Origin of the sequence: Imperialibacter sp. (assembly GCF_048007035.1) — a bacterium.
Classification (GTDB): Bacteria; Bacteroidota; Bacteroidia; order Cytophagales; family Cyclobacteriaceae; genus Imperialibacter.
This window is the reverse complement of record NZ_CP180355.1, coordinates 2,842,305-2,858,461: the sequence shown is the minus strand read 5'-3', so window position 1 is coordinate 2,858,461 and position 16,157 is coordinate 2,842,305. Positions and strand designations below refer to the sequence as shown.

Sequence of the window (16,157 nt, the reverse complement as noted above, 5' to 3'; positions counted from 1 at the left end):
AATTAAAATTTATAGTTAAACCTTATAGTGATCGTTCTTCCCAGTTCGTCGGCGTAGTACCTGAACCGGTTTAGGTACTCTCTGTACGAAGTATTGAGGAGGTTGGTACCCTCAAGAAAAACTTCGTAGTCATTGCCAAACAGCTGTGATCCGTAGCCCACGTTGAGGCCAAACAGCTGATATCCTTTCGGTGGATCTACATAATCTACCCCGCCTGGATAGCGGTTTTGTCTGCGCACAAGGCTATGCGAGGCTGAAACAAAAAATGTCTTCTTAGACTGGAATGGATAGCTCCAGGTGGCACTGTTTTGGATACGGTCTCCGGGCATAAAGATGAGATAATCATCTTTCAAAACGTCTTTAGCACGGATAATGGAACCCTTGAGGTTGTATTGCCATTGCTTGCTCAATTGAGCCGACACAGAAATGTCTGTCCCTGCCATAAAGGCGTCCGTTTGCACGTAAGAGTATACGGGAAAAGCTCCCCGGATAGTCAGCCGTGGTTCCGGCTGTGGCTGTAGATAGATGTAGTTGTCAATTTCCTGTGCATATATCGACACTTCAGCTGACCAAATGCCTTTGCGAATCAGCAGCTGGTTGACCCACTTCAGCGCCTGCTCAGTGTCAAGTTCTGTGTTGCCTTCCTCTATGGTGGCCGCTCCATGGTGAAGTCCCTGGCTGTAGAGCTCGCTCACATTCGGTGGCCGCCAGGCTGTGCCGAGGTTGGAGGTAACCTTCCATCCATCTGCTGGCTTTAGCACTAAGCCTACTGATCCTGAGAAGTTGTTGAAATTGTATTTAGGTCTTATTACTTCGTTGTTCTCGTCAAAAGTAAATACCTGAAAAGCTCTATTGTCAAACCTTAGCCCCGCCTCTATCTCCCAGCGATCCTCCATCCACCTTTCGATGACAAACATCCCTGACGTGGCACTGTTGTAGTTGGGAATCAACGGCTTGATGCCTGTGCCAGGTACGTTCCTGTTTTCCTGATAAATAAAGCTTCCGCCGATTTGCCCTCTAAGCTTCTGCCAGGTGCGTTGTTCCCAAATAAGGTCGGTTGAGTGGGTGAGCAGATCCATGTGCAAAGCGGGCGTTTCTCCTCTTCCTCCACGCCTGATGTCAAACTCCTTACGAATATTCCTTTGGTAGCCGTACACCAGTTTGACATCACCCAGGCGACCTTTTTTCCCAAAAGTTGCCTTTGCCAAATCGTGACTTATCTCCTGCCTTGGGTTGTCGATTTTGTAAGAAAAGTCTTCTACAATGAGTGGTCTATCGCTTTCAAAGGCCGCCTGAAGATCGGTTAGGTTGCCAATGTGTGCGCTTCGTAAAATACCAAGCTCAGTGGTAAACTTGCTGTAATAGGCCTCCGCCAACCAGTCGTTCTTTTTGTATCCAATGGCTCCTGAAAAATCCGCCTCTTTTAAACCAGTATTGGTGAGCATGTAGTCGGGTGCTTTGAAGTCGCCGGCACGACGCCCCGTCGCCTGTATCCTCCATGCCACCGATTCTGCTTTGCCCAGTCCCCCCTGAAAGGTTGTCGATGCCGACCCCATTCTCCCATTGTCGGCGGCCATCAGCCTCAGGTTACCGTGGAGGTGTTTGTGCTCATAAGGCAAAGCCGGTGGTTCCACCACCACAATACCGCCAATAGCTTCCGGCCCGTAACGAACGGCGGCGGCACCTTTCACCACCGAAATTTGCGTGGCCATCATTGGATCTATTTCGGGAGCGTGTTCAGTTCCCCATTGCTGACCTTCCTGCCGAAGGCCATTGTTGAGGATTAGGATTCTGTTGCTATGGAGTCCGTTAATGATTGGCTTGGAAATGGTTGGGCCCGTTTTGAGACTTGAGACTCCGGGGAGCTCCTGCAAACTTTCTCCCAATGATTTTCCGCTGGCTCTGGCCAACTGGGTTTCGGATAGTGTTACTTCTGATTGTGTTTTGTCAGGCGAAATAGCTTCACCCTGCACGGTTACCTCGTCTATCAACACGTCATCTTCCTCCATCAAAACGAAAAGTTCGTTCTGTAGCGGAAGCGTGATGGTCAGGTGCTTTTCTTTATAGCCCAGGTAATGAATGTCGGCGGTGAAGGTGCCTGCGCATAGCCCTTTTATATTGAACCTTCCCTTTTCGTCAGTGGTAGTTCCTTTTTCGGGCCCTACTAACCAAATAGCGGCTATGGGCAGCGCCTCTTTGGTTGTTATGTCGATGACCGTGCCCTGTAAAGTTAGGTTACAGGGCTGGGCTTGAGCGAAAATGACGCTCGCCTTTGTCATAACCAACACACATGTAAACGCTACGATTTTCTTGCTCAAGCCAGTTGAATCAAACTCTGTAAAGAACAAAAGTAGGGCGAGGGAATACTAAATGCAACAATGTTGCAAAAAAGAAATTCACTATTCTTTGAATGGTAAAGCGTGGTAGTTTTTCAGACACTCTTTACTACCAGGCTCTCAATGTCTTTTAGTGTGATTTTGCCTTCATAGTAGGCTTTCCCGAATATGACACCATACACACCGATGTCGGCCAGGCGCTTGATGTCATCAACATTGCGAACGCCGCCGCTGGCAAATATGTGGAGGTTGGGAAAGCGGGCTACCAGTTGCTCAAACAGGTCGAAAGACGGGCCTTCAAGTACTCCATCCCTTGAAATGTCGGTAGTTTTAAGGTATTTGAGGCCGTTCTGGTAAAAAAAGTCAATATGCTCAAACAGGTCTATGCTGGTATCTTTCAGCCAGCCACCTACCCGAATCTGCCCATTGAGCGAGTCAGCTCCAAGCGCAATCTTATTTCTGCCGTAGGACATCAGCCATGAGGTGAAAAGCTCCGGCTTGTAAACGGCCATGGTGGCGGAAGTAATGCTGTCTGCACCAAACTCAATCAGCTTCAAAATATCGCCATCGGTGTGAACACCACCTGCGTAGTTAATTTTAAGCTTGGTGTGTCCGGCCATCGCCTCCAGCACATGATAGTTAACGGGACTGCCCTTTTTTGACCCCTCAAGATCAACCAGGTACACCCTTTCGATGCCATGTTGTTCAAACTGCATTGCAACATCCAAAGGAGGCTCATCATAAATGGTCTCACTGGAAAAGTCTCCTTTAGTAAGGCGCACTGACTTTCCCTTCATCACTGTTATGGATGGTACAAGCTGTATCATATATATAAATTGTTGAGCCCGTGAAAATAGTAAACTTTAGCGGTAGAGACCCTCGCCTTTAATTATATTTTCCAGAATTCGGTCAGGGGTTAAAACTACCGGAAATGTTTGTTTAGCCAGGCTGCAATACAAACTGAACAGAAAATACAAAATCTATTTGAGCTCCACAAGCTTGAAGCCCTGGCCATGCACGGTAAGAATTTTGAGGCGTTCGTCTTCTTTCAGGTATTTACGAAGCTTCGCAATGTATACATCCATGCTTCTGGCGTTAAAATAGCTGTCGTCGTGCCATATTTTCATGAGCGCCTCTGCCCTGTCAACCGTTTTGTTGAGGTTTTGGCAGAAAAGAAGAAGAAGGGAATTTTCTTTTGAAGTAAGCTTGATTTCTTGCCTGGGGCTTTTCAGCAAATTAAGGTGGGCGTCAAAATATAAGCTGCCAATTTCGAACTGAAGATTCGTTTCCTCACCATTACCATGCACATGAGTCCTTCTAAAGATCGCCTTCATTCGAAGAAGTAGCTCTTCCATTGAAAACGGCTTTGTTAAATAATCGTCAGCACCAATCTTCAGGCCTTCGATGGTATCATCTTTCATCGATTTGGCCGTTAGAAAGATAATGGGGACGGTTTTGCTTTTCTCTCGTATTTCTCTGGCAAGGGTAAACCCGTCCTTCTTAGGCATCATCACATCGAGAATGCACATATCGAAGCTATTGCGGGCAAAGGTTGTAAACCCTGCCTCTCCATCGGTGCAGAGGGTTGGTTCGTAGCCCTTTACCTCCAGGTACTCCCTTAGGATCTGGCCCAAATTCGGATCATCTTCAACGATTAACAATTTAGGCTTCACTTCCATAGGGTAGATGTATTTCGAATGTACTTCCTTTTTTTAGCTCACTTTTTACTTCAATCGTGCCTCCATGCGCTTCCACCATAGTTTTCACATAGGCAAGGCCAAGCCCAAAACCTTTAACGTCGTGCAGGTTGCCTGTAGGCACCCGGTAGAACCGGTCAAATATCTTCTGAACAGACTCTTTGCTCATCCCCAGCCCATGGTCTTCCACCGTGATGATAATCCCATTTTTGTTATTAGAAGTTTTAACCAGAATTTCGGGGTCTTCGGGCGAATACTTATTGGCGTTGTCGAGCAGGTTGTGTATGATATTAGTTAAGTGCATTTGATCCCCGGGTATTTTGGCCGGATTGGCTTTCATCTCGGTGGTGATTGTTCCGTTTCGTTTTTGCACCTGAAGCGCCACATTGTCAATGGCCTTTTCGATCAGGTCATTGATGTCCACGCTTTCCAGTTTAAGCCTGAAATCTTTTCTGTCGAGTGCGGCCATTTGAAGCACCTTTTCTACCTGAAGGCCGAGGCGTTTGTTCTCCTCAGAAATAATTTTCAGATAACGTTTTTGAAAGGTTGGCTGAACGGCCACCTGCTCATCCTGCAGAGCTTCGCAAGCCAGGGCGACCGTTGAGATGGGCGTTTTGAACTCATGGGTCATGTTGTTAATGAAGTCGTTCTTTATCTCCGATATTTTCTTTTGCTTGATGATGGTTTGCACGGCATAGCCAAAGCAAAAGATGATTGTCACCAAAAGCACGGCTGAGGAGGCCATGCTGGTCCAAATCTTCTGAAGCAAAAACGATTTTTGGTTGGGGAAGCTTATCAGCAGGGTGCTGCCCTCACCCAGCAAGTCGTTGGGGAAGAGGCTGGCCCTGAATTCCGTGTGCCGCCTTGTTTTCGGTTGATAGTTGGTGGAGGCCAAAACAATCTTGCCTGACTCCTCATCAACAATGCTGTAGTCGTACTCGGTGTTAATACCTTTATTTTCAAGCTCCGAAGCCAGCAGAGAATCAAGCTGATGTGGGTCGATCCTATTGGAGATGGTGGGTTTCTCAAAAAGCAGCTCGTGCAGCGCCACCTGGATCATTTCAGTTTTTTGAGCTGCTTTTTGTATGGTTTTCTTATACTGCCCAACGGCAAAATGCGTAGAGTCGCCGATTTCTGAAGTAAATGTGAAGCCACTGAATCCGTCGCCGGGTGATGATGGCACTACAAGAACAGACGTGTCCTGAACGACATAGATATTATCGCCTTCATTTGATTCGAATTGGTACTGCACACTATAAGGGAGCTTTTTCACCTTTTGAGAAGCTTCAACCGGTTCTTCTCCACTCTTCACCTCCCATTTTTTATAGGTGCTCTCAATATACCTGACATTGCCCGGGGCCATGGGCGTGACACTTCTGAACTTGATATTGGAATTGAAATTGTCGAAAGCCACCAGCATGGCCTCTTGCCTTTCCAGCTTGTCCACGGCGTTGGTCAGGGCAGTTTGCACGTCCTTTCTGAAGCGCTCCTGATTCACCTCTATCACAGCATCAATCCAGTAAAGCTGGAAGGCTACCAGCCCAATAAGGGCTACGCTCATTAGCGCTATGATCCAACGAAGGGTGTTCTTACTCATGCTCCAAATTTACGCTCTAGATACCTAACTGGTTCGCTTTTAACCTTTTTTAACAACAATTAACCATGCTTTAACATCCCCGCTTTGCTCATCGGAGTACATTTGGTTAAACACTACGAACTATGAAAACTATGACAGTAACAAAAAGAATAAGGCTTTTGCTCCCGGTCTTCGTATTGTTGGCTGGTGGAGCTCTGGCCCAAAAGCAAACCACTATTGAACAGTCAAAAGACAAAAGTATCCATGTGGAGTTGCGGACTGATGAAGACGGAAGCACCAAGACTTTCAAGAAGGAATATAAGACCAGAGAGGAGATGCTGGCCGACGAAGAGCTCAAGGCTTTTCTGGATGAGAATAAGCTGGATGTGCACTTTTACGACAATGATAAAGAAGAAGGCTTACATACCATCATTCTGGATCAGTCTCAGTCTCCGGGTGTAAAAGAGCGAATACATATTCTCTCGGACTCCGACTCATTAAAGTCTTTCTTTTTCGATGGTTCGGGAACATTTCAGTTCAATGGGACGGATGGAGCGCAATCATATGTTTTTAGAGCCCCTAAAGCCTCTGAAGATGCTGTTTGGATGTTTGGAGGGATGGATAGCCTCTTCAGTACGAAGCTAACCCCATTTGATATCGACTCGCTGAGGGAAGTTTTCGGACAGCGGTTCGAAATGGGTGGCGACAATGGTTACTTCTTCGAATGGGATAGTGAAGACGGCGACAAGCATGGGTCGACAATAGTGCTGCGAAAGAAAATAACTATCTCAAAAATAGAGGATAACGAAGCTTCGCTTGATCAGCTCCCGGCCAAAAAAATGGAAAAGCTTGAACCGCTGGACCTGACCTATTACCCTAACCCTAACAATGGCAGGTTCACGCTTAAGATGTCACTTCAATCAACTGATCCGCTACAGGTGTCTATTGTGGACCTAAGCGGGAAAACGATTTATGAAGAGGAAATCAAAACTTTCGATGGCAGGTACTCGAAGGAATTTAACCTCACTGACCAGCCAGCGGGCATTTATCTGCTTCAGGTGTTGCAGGGAAAAAGCAGGCTTGTTAGAAAAATAATGATCAATTAATAATTGCACGTATGTTTCAGAGAAAGGCACCGGGGCATTGCTTCGGTGTTTTTTATTTGGCGAAGTCCATTTCACTTTATCCGATTTTTTGTGATATTCAGGCATCTGTAAATCGAATAACTGGTTTGAAAAGCTTCGATCAATTGTCACTCAATCAAAAAATCAACAAGTTGTATGTTGAGGGAGAATTCCTGTTTGCGATCAGGTACTACGGGCACAAAGTGAACCTTTATCAACTGGGTTCACAGCTTTTTGAGGTTTTCTATAACCACAAGTATGACAGAATTGACAAGATTGAGCCCTTTGACGATAAAAGTACCAGAATAAAGTTCTACGCAGACCAGATCAAGCTTCCTTTGCAGCTTTTTTAGCGGCAGCGGTCAGTAGTTCTTCGTGTAGTGCCACTACCTCAGGCACCAAAAGTTCCTGCTCGTTATTGTTGAGTACATAGTCGGCCAGTTTTTTTTTCTCCTCGTCTTTGAGCTGATTCCCGATGATGTCCCTCACCTGCTTTTCGTTTCGCTGTGGATCACGGGCCAGCACCCGGCGAACTCTGAGTTCTTCCGGTGCCGTGACAAGCACGATGCTGTCCAGCGAGTTGTTTGAACCGGTTTCAAACAACAATGCCGCTTCTTTGATAACGTAAGGCTGATTACTTTGAACGGCTACCCAGGAAGCAAAATCCCGCCCGACAGCGGGATGTACCAGGCTATTGAGCTTTTGTAATTTGGAAGGATTTGAGAAAACTTCCTTTGCCAGAAAGCTTCTGTTGAGGTTTTGACCGTCCGGATAGGCCTCTTCTCCGAAAGCCGCCTTTATTTCCTCAACAAGCGCTTTGTCTTCTACCATTAGCGACTTGGCTCTGTTGTCGGAGTTATAGACGGGCACACCAAGCACTTCAAATACTTTGCACACAGTTGACTTGCCGGAGCCAATGCCGCCGGTGACGCCAACAAGCATGGGTTTACTGGTTGGCATGGCCGACCTTGAGTTTTTCAGGGAGCAGCTGAAGTTCGAGCACCTCCGAAGGCCTGAACAAGACGACGGGAGTAATAGTGGAATCTTCGCTGTTGTACATTTTGAAATCGGCAGCAATGGAAAATGCTGAATCGCTGACCTGGCTGGCCAGATCGCCCTTGATGGTGTAAAAGACGTACGTGGTGGTGTCAGCCAGATAAGGCACTTTGCCCCGGTACCTGTTTGGGAAGTTCACGGGCTGAATTTCTACCAGCAGGGAGTCTCTTATGAATTCTTCGGCTCTGAACTTAACAGTCACTGACTTGGGCGTCGAACTCATCAGTCGATTGTCAGTCAGGGGTACGGCCAGCGACCGCTCAAAATCACCAGCGATGTCGCTGCGGTCAAACTCCAGCAACCAGGTAGACGGAAATCGGTTCATAAGGCTTGATGGGCCTTCTATCAGCACACTGTCTGGCTCGTAAGTAATTGCGCTGGTGAGTCGGTAGTTTGTTGCAAGGGGAATGGTCAGGCTATCCACCACGGCCATTACCATTTTCTGAATTTTGGGCTCGACAGAAATAAAAAGTGTGTCCGTCACCACCCTGTTCAGGTCAATGTCAGTCAGCTGGTCTTTTATGATGTCGTAGAGGGAGTTTCTGGTAAGAAACTTTATTTCGGTGGGGTTGTCGAGTTGAATAACCAACGGGTCTACGTTGAACCAAAAGGTTTTGCGCAAGAGGTTCCAGCCCCCGCTGGCCACGTCAATACGCACTTCATCCGGAAGCGGCTTAACAATTACGACGCTGTCACGTGGGAAATCAAAAGCAATAGGGTAGCTGAGCCTGGCCTCGTAGTTTTTGTTGAGGGAGTTAAAAAACCAAAAGGTAGTAGCGGCTAAAACTGCCAATACTACTACCTTCCAATTTTCTCCAATCTTAAATGTAAAGATTTTTTTGTTTGCCATTCTAGCAGGCAATATTTGAGGTTTCCTTATGAGGCTGCTGCTGTCGGCGTCGCATATTTTTTGCTGGCATCCAGCGAAATAGCAGCCTTTTCGAATTTAATTTTCAGCCCCTTGTCAACCTCAAGAACAACCGTGTCGTCTTCCACTGCAGCAATCTTCCCGTGGATTCCCCCGGTGGTTACAACAGTGTCGCCTTTCTTTATTTCATCAATAAACTTGCGTTGCTCTTTCTGCTTTTTTTGTTGAGGCCTGATGAAAAAAAGCCAAAATATCAGGATCATGCCACCCAGCATAACAAACTGCATGTAGCCCCCACCTGAACTTGCCTGTGCTAAAATCAAATGCATTCTTATGTGATTGTTTAGGTATAATTATTTTTTGACCGGGCCATCTGCTGCACCAGCCTTAGGAGAAACCACCGCTTTGATGTTCAAACGTGATAACTTGGGGTTGGTGTTGGCTGTGATGCTGACAGTTTTGTTCTGCACACCTGGCTTGTTGCTACTGTTGAATTTGACCTGTATTTCGCCTGTTCCACCCACTGGAATAGGCTCTTTAGGCCAAACTGGCACGGTGCAGCCGCAAGAAGCTGAAGCGTTTGAGATAATCAAAGGTGCTTCACCAGTGTTAGTGAATTTGAACACGTGTTCGGCGATCTCACCTTCTGTGATCGTGCCAAAATCATGGGTCTCTTCGGCCCATGTGAAAACTGGTGCCGGCCCTGATGGCACTTCTTCTTCAAGCGCAGTTTGCTGAATGGTAGGGCTGGCTGTAGCTGCCGAGGAGGCTGGTCCGCTTCTGGCTTTGCCGGCTTCCAATTCTGCCACACGACCTTCCAATCTGGCCAGACGGCCTTCCATTTCGGCATTTGAGCAGCTAAATCCTACTGCCACTAATGCTCCAAAAACTAATACGTTAACTACTGACTTCTTCATGACTATGGTATTTTGAAGGGTTAGTAAAATTCTGTTAGGAACTTCAAATTTAGTATAAACAATGAATAAAACGGAATGGGCAGGTTAAAGATTCCCTATTACACGAAAGGCAAAAAGCCCTTTGCAGAGGAGAATTTAACCAAACTTTCCCGGGTCGTACTATTTTTTTCTGATCTGACCGATGAGCTCATCCACATCGTCAAGCAGTCTTTCTGCTTTTTCCTTAGCGTCGTTGATGATCCTTTCTCCTTCGGATTTCGCTTCGCTCTCCACCAGGCCTTTGCTCTCCATCAGCTCATCAATCAACTCCTGAAGTCTACCTTTGTACTTGTCGAGCTGGAAGGAAAGCTTGTCCCTCGTGTTTGTTCCCTTATCGGGAGCATATAAAATACCTAGCACCGCTCCTGTGGCGGCTCCAGCCAAAAATGCTATTAAGGTACCAGTAGTCCTGCTCATAGTATATTTCTATTTGTTATCAATTAATCCTCTTCCACTTTTCTTTATAACGCCTTTCGCAGCCAAATCGTTGGCCAATACATCTAATAATCCGTTGACGAACTGCTTGCTCTTGGGCGTACTATAGTTTTTTGATATCTCAATAAACTCATTTATCGTCACTTTTACCGGTATTGAAGGAAAATGAACCATTTCTGCGATAGCCATTTTCAAAATCACCTTATCGATAAGTGCAATTCTATCGATTTCCCAGTTTTTTGATTTCTCAGCAACAATGGCCTCATACTCTTCATTATTGGCAAATGTTATTTTAAACAGGTCACGAAAATAGTCAAGGTCGTCTTCCAGGTTGGCAGAAAGCTCCAGCAGTTGGAAAGGCTCTCCCTGCCCTTGAAACGCCTTGATTGTTTTCACCGCCAGGCTTTTCACAATGCCGCTGTTTTCTTCCCAATACAAGTCCTTCTCTTCCATGAAGGTTTGAATGGTTGGGTGTTTGAAAAACAGCTTTTTGATAATGTGCAAAACGATTTCTTTGTCCTGCTCCAGCGTTGGATTTGAAAGTAGCTGATAGGCTTTGTAAGCCTCGTCCGCTTTCAGAATGTCCTTGTACCAGGTGCTTGTGTCGTCTCTGTAAGCTGACCAGCTGAGCGACCGTTGGCCAAGCTGCTGCTGCAACGGTTCAAAATCAAGAAGGGCCTGAACAACCTTATTGTCGGCCAGGTTGTAGTCATTGGCCACAACAATTTTTTCCGACGACAGATTGCCCAATTGCTTTCTTTTTTCCTTCGATACATGCAGTGCAAACTCCGCAGGTAACATCAGTGCCAGATAGTAAGAGTCGTGGATGCTATCAACGTCTTTAAGCATGCGGCTCTGAAAAGCTTCCTTGTCCTTTTTGACCTGATTTCTGAAGTAGGTGACAGCGTCTGCCACAGATTTCTTCATCTCATCATCCGCCTCAGCAGGATATTGAATGGTATCATTCTTATGCTGCTCGGCGAAGCAAGTTTGCGCTATCTTTCCTTTCTTCTTGAGAAGTTTGGCGTCCTGAGGCTCCATACTATTCAAATCAGGCCGAAAGTAATCAGCGATTTGTTGATTGGCGATTTCAAAGTCGGAGATGATACTTTGCTCAAGAGCAAAATATGATTGCACGGCTTTGATCCGAAGGGTTCTTCTGTTTAGCATTTCCCAATAAAAAAAGAACGAAAAGTTTTATTTTAATTTCTATTAAGCTAGTAAGATAACTTGATCTTACCAATATCATTGATCCTGTTAATGGCTATTTCCATGGCTGATTCCTGAGGCGTAATGCCTTTTTTCTCTGCCAGATCAAATACCCTAAGGGTTGTTTCGTATATTCTTTCGGTCTGCTGATACACCACTTCCCTGTTATAGTTGCCTATTTGCTCGTAATACACATTAGTAATGCCGCCGCCATTGATAAGAAAGTCAGGTGCGTACAGGATTCCTTTTTCAATCAGCTTTCTGCCATGCTTTAGCTCTTCCGCCAGTTGATTATTGGCACCGCCCGCAATCATGGCACATTTCAACCGACCGATTGTGTCGTCATTTATCGTAGCGCCTAAGGCACAGGGTGAATAGATGTCAACGTCCAGGTCGTAAATGTCGTCGACAGGCACCACTGTGGCTCCGAAACTGTCGGCGGCATGCTTGAGCTTCTCTTCATGAAAGTCGCATACAAATATTTTTGCACCTTCTTTGGCGAGATGCTCCATGAGGTAGGTCGCCACATGGCCTGCTCCCTGTACTGCAACCTTTTTCCCCTTCAAAGAGTCGCTGCCATATACTTTTTTGGCCGTTGCCTTCATGCCCATGAATACACCAAAGGCCGTAACCGGAGAGGGATCACCTCCACCACCCATCGACTCCGGCACACCGGTTACGTAGGGAGTTTCCATTCTGATATATTCCATGTCACGGGTAGACATATTGACATCTTCCGCCGTCCAGTAACGGCCGCCCAGCCCATGCACGAACTTGCCAAAGCGGCGCATCAGCACCTCGTTTTTTATTTTTTTGGCATCGCCAATAATCACTGCTTTTCCGCCACCAATATTAAGGCCTGCAATGGCTGACTTAAATGTCATTCCCCTCGACAAACGCAGGGCGTCATTAAGGGCGTCCTCCTCCGAAGCGTAATTCCACATACGGGTGCCGCCAACAGCAGGCCCCAAAACTGTGTTGTGAATAGCAACTATGGCTTTTAAGCCAGTTGCCTTGTCGTGGCAAAATACCACCTGCTCATGCTCCAACTCCGACAGCTGGTTGAAAATACCCATGCCGGTGGTTTTCAATTCTGAAGTTTCGATCATCACGAAGATAAAATAAGGTCACATGTTGTTATTTGGGTTCAAAGCTTTCCCTACTTTTGACAAGAAATGTCGGAATTGCGTTTGTAGCCACAAAGCTACGTTTTTTTTAGGTTGCGAACCAAGGTATTCGCCAGGCCAATGAACCATTTACCCAAAGTCTCGTTTTAAGATTCAGTGAAAGATCTAGCAGCAATAAATAAGTATCTCCTCAAATATAAGTACCACCTGATTCTGGGTACTTTGTTCATTATAATTTCCAATGTGTTTGCCATTATTCCCGCCTATCTGGTAAGGCAGGCATTTGATATTGTGCAGCGGGGAATCAGCCTGCATAGTGCCTTTCAGGGCCTTGAGCTACAGTCGGAAACTTATGACTTGTTCACATCCAGCATCTTCATTTATGGTTTTTTTATTCTGCTGATGGCGCTGCTTCGGGGTGTGTTTTTGTTTTTCATGAGGCAGACAATTATTGTGATGTCACGCCTGATAGAGTATGACATGAAGAACGAGATTTATGCGCATTATCAGACGCTGCCACTTAGCTTCTACCGCCGCAATAATACTGGGGATCTGATGGCAAGAATCTCTGAGGATGTGAGCAAAGTGCGCATGTATATTGGCCCCGCCATCATGTATGGAATCACGCTGTTCACCCTGTTTTTTATGGTGATTCCATTCATGTTCAGCATCAACCCGAAGTTGACACTTTATTCTCTGTTGCCCTTGCCGGTGTTGTCGGTCAGCATCTACTTTGTTAACAACATCATCAACAAGCGTTCGGAAGAGATTCAAAGGAGTCTTTCCAATCTTTCAACTTTTGTGCAGGAGGCTTTCTCTGGCATAAGAGTGATTAAGTCGTTCGTGAGGGAGCACGACTTTGATGATAAGTTCAACAAGGAGAGCAATGAGTACAAAGACAAATCGCTGCAGCTCACCTTCGTCAATGCGCTGTTCTTTCCTCTCATCATGTTCCTGATCGGCCTCAGTACAATTCTCACTGTTTATATTGGATCGATTGAAGTGATGGCGGGAGCGATCACCACAGGTATCATCGCTGAATTTATTATTTACGTAAACATGCTTACCTGGCCGGTGACTTCCTTGGGCTGGATTACCAGTATCATCCAGCGGGCAGCGGCCTCTCAAAAGCGGATCAACGAATTTCTGGATACAAAGACAGAAATTGTTTCGACACTCAATGTAAAGCAAGAAATCAAGGGAGCGATTAAGTTCGAAGATGTGTCGTTTGTATACCCCGATTCAGGCATCAAGGCTTTGAGCCATGTTTCATTTACAGTGGATCCCGGCGACTCTTTGGCCGTGATTGGCACCACAGGGTCGGGCAAGTCGACCATTGCCAACCTCATTTGCCGCATGTACGATGTGAATCAGGGGCAAATAAAAGTGGATGGTCACGACATAAGAGCCTACAATGTTCAGCATTTGCGTGGGCAGATAGGCTATGTGCCGCAGGATGTATTTCTCTTTTCGGACACATTGGCTAACAACATTGCCTTTGGCGGCAATGACCACGACAGGGATCAAATAGTGAAAGCTGCCGAAGATGCTGACCTTCTCGAAAACATAAAGGGATTCCCGGCTGGGTTTGAGACCAAAATTGGAGAGCGGGGCATTACCCTGTCAGGTGGGCAGAAGCAAAGGTTGTCTATTGCCAGGGCCATTGTGCGAAACCCGCAAATCCTTATTCTCGACGATTCTCTTTCGGCTGTAGACACAAAAACAGAGAATTCGATTCTACAGGCGATGAAGCGCATCATGCAAAATCGCACGACGATCATTATCTCACACCGTGTATCTTCGGCCAAGCTGGCCAACAAGATCATTGTGCTGGACGATGGCGAGATCAAAGAGTACGGTGTCCACGAATCGCTGCTGGCTCAGGGCGGCATTTACAAAGAGCTTTACGAAAAGCAGTTGCAGACAGAAGAGAGTGAGGGGTAGGGTTGCCCCAGCTGATATAAGAAGCCTTAAATTTTATGTGATATTTGGCTGATAATGGTGTACTTTATTAGCTAAAGCATATAAAGTGAAGTTTTCCCTTTTGTTAGTTCTGTTTATTCTTCCTGCTGCCTGCCATCAAAGGCAACAAGTGCGTAGCGATGGCCCCAATTACACGCTTGTTGATGAGTATGATGGCATTGTTGTAGAGCGGTTCGATTCTTCAGTAATGGACGAAAATCGGTATAACCTTAACAATAAGATTTTCAGGGTAGGTACAGAATTCATTTATTCCTACTTGTACATTAGTCCATCGGGCAGGGAACTGCGCTACAAGACTACTGCCGACGGATGGGAGTTTGTTTCTCCTGATTCATCGGACCAGGCCACAATAACGAATATCATCATCAAGGCACTTCCAGGGCAGAACGACAGACCTGAGTACAAGCAAACAGTTATATCCTACCAGCTTACCCCTCAAACAACCTTTTCTATTTCCGGCGCTATTGAAAATGAAGCCAACCTTTGGGTGCACCCTCCCAGAGACGACCTTTTTAAGGTCCTGGAAATCAACCCGTTTCCCTATGTAAAATTCCCTTTGGAAATAGGGAACACATGGAACTGGAAGCTAGGAATTGGGGATCATTGGGGCGATGAGAGGTGGCTGAAATGGGAAGGGGACATTACAAATGAGTATACATACGAAGTTGCTGACAGCGAAGTGCGAAGCAGCAAATGGGGCAATCTACTTTGCTTTGAGACTGTATCGACAGCAAAGAGCAGGTTGGGAGAAACTAAACTAACTTCAATTTTTAACGAGGATGTTGGTTTTCTTGAATTCAACTATGTGAATATTGATGGGTCTCAAATCAGACTTACTCTCATTGACAAAATAGATTGATTCTTTGGCTTCAGGGGCTTTCTACACCTCCAGCTTGTACCCCTTGCCGTGCACGTTACTGATTTTAAGGTTAGGGTCTGCTTGCAGCTTTTTACGAAGCTTCGACACAAACATATCCAGGCTGCGGCCTACAATAACGCCTTCATCTTCCCACACTTCTTTCATGAGTTTGTCCCTTTCCAGCACCATGTTAGGCTGTTTGGCGAAGAGTGTCAGAATCTTTGCCTCTTTTGCCGTAAGGTCGATGATTTCGTTTTTGTGCTTCAGTATGCCGTTGTGCAGGTCAAAGGCAAACTGCCCAATCGAAAGTGTGGCCGACGGCTTTTGTTCATTCTGTGCAGTGGGAGCCTTTCTTAAATAAATAAACCCGGCCAGCGCCAGGCAGGTAAGGGCCAAGCCACCCAGCTTCCATTTTCCACCAGCAAGGAGAGTGGATCGTTCGAAGGTAATTTTGATCGCATAGCAACCCACCGGCTGGTCTCTGCCCTTACAAGGTACCAGGGTGTTTTCCTCCGTACCGGCCATTTGGTAACTGTACACAACCAAATTGCCAGTGCACTCCATCACGTTCACCACATAGGCGCTTGGTATAATTTTGGCGCTAATGCCGGGAGCAAGTGCCTCGTGGATGACCTTTACCAGTGTGTCGGTGGTGAATGTCAAAGGGTTTTCGAACCGGATCAAGTAGATGTTATTATCAACTTTTGTCACGGGAAGTACCCTTGATGACGAATCTCCTGCCGCCAATAGCACTCTATAGCCAACATTGCGCATGGCTATTTCCGCCTTTTCGCCAGCCATAGGTGGCGAGTCGCTGCCTGTGAGAAGGAGAACTGCAGCCAGGAGGCCAATTGCCAAACACGTCCCTGCCAAAATGGTCTTCATGTCTTAAAGGTACGGCTTTGCTCGAAGCTATGTTCAGCTTTTACAG

16 protein-coding genes are annotated in these 16,157 nt (G+C 46.3%); 4 read left to right on the top strand and 12 right to left on the bottom strand.

The window, feature by feature from the left end:
* Nucleotides 1-2: 2 nt before the first annotated feature.
* The 4 genes from ACMVP2_RS12215 to ACMVP2_RS12200 all read right to left on the bottom strand — a co-directional run bounded on the left by ACMVP2_RS12215 (nucleotide 3) and on the right by ACMVP2_RS12200 (nucleotide 5,630).
* Nucleotides 3-2,279, bottom strand: coding sequence for a TonB-dependent receptor (locus ACMVP2_RS12215; protein ID WP_416867896.1), 2,277 nt, complete (start codon nucleotides 2,277-2,279; stop codon nucleotides 3-5).
* Between the two features lie 152 nt (nucleotides 2,280-2,431).
* Nucleotides 2,432-3,163, bottom strand: coding sequence for a 1-(5-phosphoribosyl)-5-[(5-phosphoribosylamino)methylideneamino] imidazole-4-carboxamide isomerase (locus tag ACMVP2_RS12210; protein ID WP_339785374.1), 732 nt, complete (start codon nucleotides 3,161-3,163; stop codon nucleotides 2,432-2,434).
* A gap of 153 nt (nucleotides 3,164-3,316) precedes the next feature.
* Entirely contained in the window at nucleotides 3,317-4,015 is a 699-nt protein-coding gene (locus ACMVP2_RS12205; RefSeq protein ID WP_416867895.1) for a response regulator transcription factor, read from the bottom strand.
* Complete coding sequence (locus tag ACMVP2_RS12200; protein WP_416867894.1) at nucleotides 3,999-5,630, bottom strand: sensor histidine kinase; 1,632 nt, start codon at nucleotides 5,628-5,630, stop codon at nucleotides 3,999-4,001. Before ACMVP2_RS12200 ends, ACMVP2_RS12205 begins: the two co-directional genes overlap by 17 nt.
* 122 nt (nucleotides 5,631-5,752) lie before the next feature.
* Between ACMVP2_RS12200 and ACMVP2_RS12195 the strand changes: the two genes are divergently transcribed.
* Both ACMVP2_RS12195 and ACMVP2_RS12190 read left to right on the top strand, forming a co-directional pair.
* Nucleotides 5,753-6,715, top strand: a complete 963-nt coding sequence (locus ACMVP2_RS12195) for a T9SS type A sorting domain-containing protein (protein ID WP_416867893.1) — start codon at nucleotides 5,753-5,755, stop codon at nucleotides 6,713-6,715.
* Nucleotides 6,716-6,840: 125 nt separating this feature from the next.
* Complete coding sequence (locus ACMVP2_RS12190; RefSeq protein ID WP_339785383.1) at nucleotides 6,841-7,086, top strand: hypothetical protein; 246 nt, start codon at nucleotides 6,841-6,843, stop codon at nucleotides 7,084-7,086.
* Here ACMVP2_RS12190 and coaE read toward each other — a convergent pair.
* The 7 genes from coaE to ACMVP2_RS12155 form a co-directional block, all read right to left on the bottom strand.
* On the bottom strand, nucleotides 7,061-7,693 hold the full coding sequence (gene coaE, locus ACMVP2_RS12185; RefSeq protein ID WP_416867892.1) for a dephospho-CoA kinase: 633 nt from the start codon (nucleotides 7,691-7,693) through the stop codon (nucleotides 7,061-7,063). The two genes, ACMVP2_RS12190 and coaE, sit on opposite strands and share 26 nt — an antisense overlap.
* Complete coding sequence (locus ACMVP2_RS12180) at nucleotides 7,680-8,639, bottom strand: hypothetical protein (RefSeq protein ID WP_339785387.1); 960 nt, start codon at nucleotides 8,637-8,639, stop codon at nucleotides 7,680-7,682. The genes coaE and ACMVP2_RS12180 overlap by 14 nt, the downstream gene beginning before the upstream one ends.
* 26 nt (nucleotides 8,640-8,665) lie before the next feature.
* Entirely contained in the window at nucleotides 8,666-8,986 is a 321-nt protein-coding gene (yajC, locus tag ACMVP2_RS12175) for a preprotein translocase subunit YajC (protein ID WP_317489266.1), read from the bottom strand.
* Between the two features lie 24 nt (nucleotides 8,987-9,010).
* Nucleotides 9,011-9,574, bottom strand: coding sequence for a DUF1573 domain-containing protein (locus ACMVP2_RS12170; protein WP_416867891.1), 564 nt, complete (start codon nucleotides 9,572-9,574; stop codon nucleotides 9,011-9,013).
* 159 nt (nucleotides 9,575-9,733) lie between these two features.
* Entirely contained in the window at nucleotides 9,734-10,030 is a 297-nt protein-coding gene (locus tag ACMVP2_RS12165) for a YtxH domain-containing protein (RefSeq protein WP_151997673.1), read from the bottom strand.
* 9 nt (nucleotides 10,031-10,039) lie between these two features.
* A complete protein-coding gene (gene nusB / locus ACMVP2_RS12160) occupies nucleotides 10,040-11,218 on the bottom strand; it encodes a transcription antitermination factor NusB (protein ID WP_416867890.1) in 1,179 nt (392 codons plus the stop codon).
* A gap of 47 nt (nucleotides 11,219-11,265) precedes the next feature.
* The gene (locus ACMVP2_RS12155) at nucleotides 11,266-12,366 is read right to left on the bottom strand and encodes a Glu/Leu/Phe/Val dehydrogenase dimerization domain-containing protein (protein ID WP_416867889.1); all 1,101 of its coding nucleotides are present in this window, start codon (nucleotides 12,364-12,366) and stop codon (nucleotides 11,266-11,268) included.
* Between the two features lie 174 nt (nucleotides 12,367-12,540).
* Here ACMVP2_RS12155 and ACMVP2_RS12150 point away from each other — a divergent pair, with 174 nt between their 5' ends.
* On the top strand, nucleotides 12,541-14,328 hold the full coding sequence (locus tag ACMVP2_RS12150) for an ABC transporter ATP-binding protein (protein WP_416867888.1): 1,788 nt from the start codon (nucleotides 12,541-12,543) through the stop codon (nucleotides 14,326-14,328).
* An 85-nt stretch (nucleotides 14,329-14,413) separates the two neighbouring features.
* Nucleotides 14,414-15,226 carry a hypothetical protein gene (locus tag ACMVP2_RS12145; protein WP_339785395.1) on the top strand — a complete coding sequence of 271 codons (813 nt, stop codon included), beginning with the start codon at nucleotides 14,414-14,416 and terminating at the stop codon, nucleotides 15,224-15,226.
* A gap of 21 nt (nucleotides 15,227-15,247) precedes the next feature.
* Here ACMVP2_RS12145 and ACMVP2_RS12140 read toward each other — a convergent pair whose 3' ends face one another.
* Entirely contained in the window at nucleotides 15,248-16,111 is an 864-nt protein-coding gene (locus ACMVP2_RS12140; protein ID WP_416867887.1) for a helix-turn-helix domain-containing protein, read from the bottom strand.
* Between the last annotated feature and the right edge of the window lie 46 nt (nucleotides 16,112-16,157).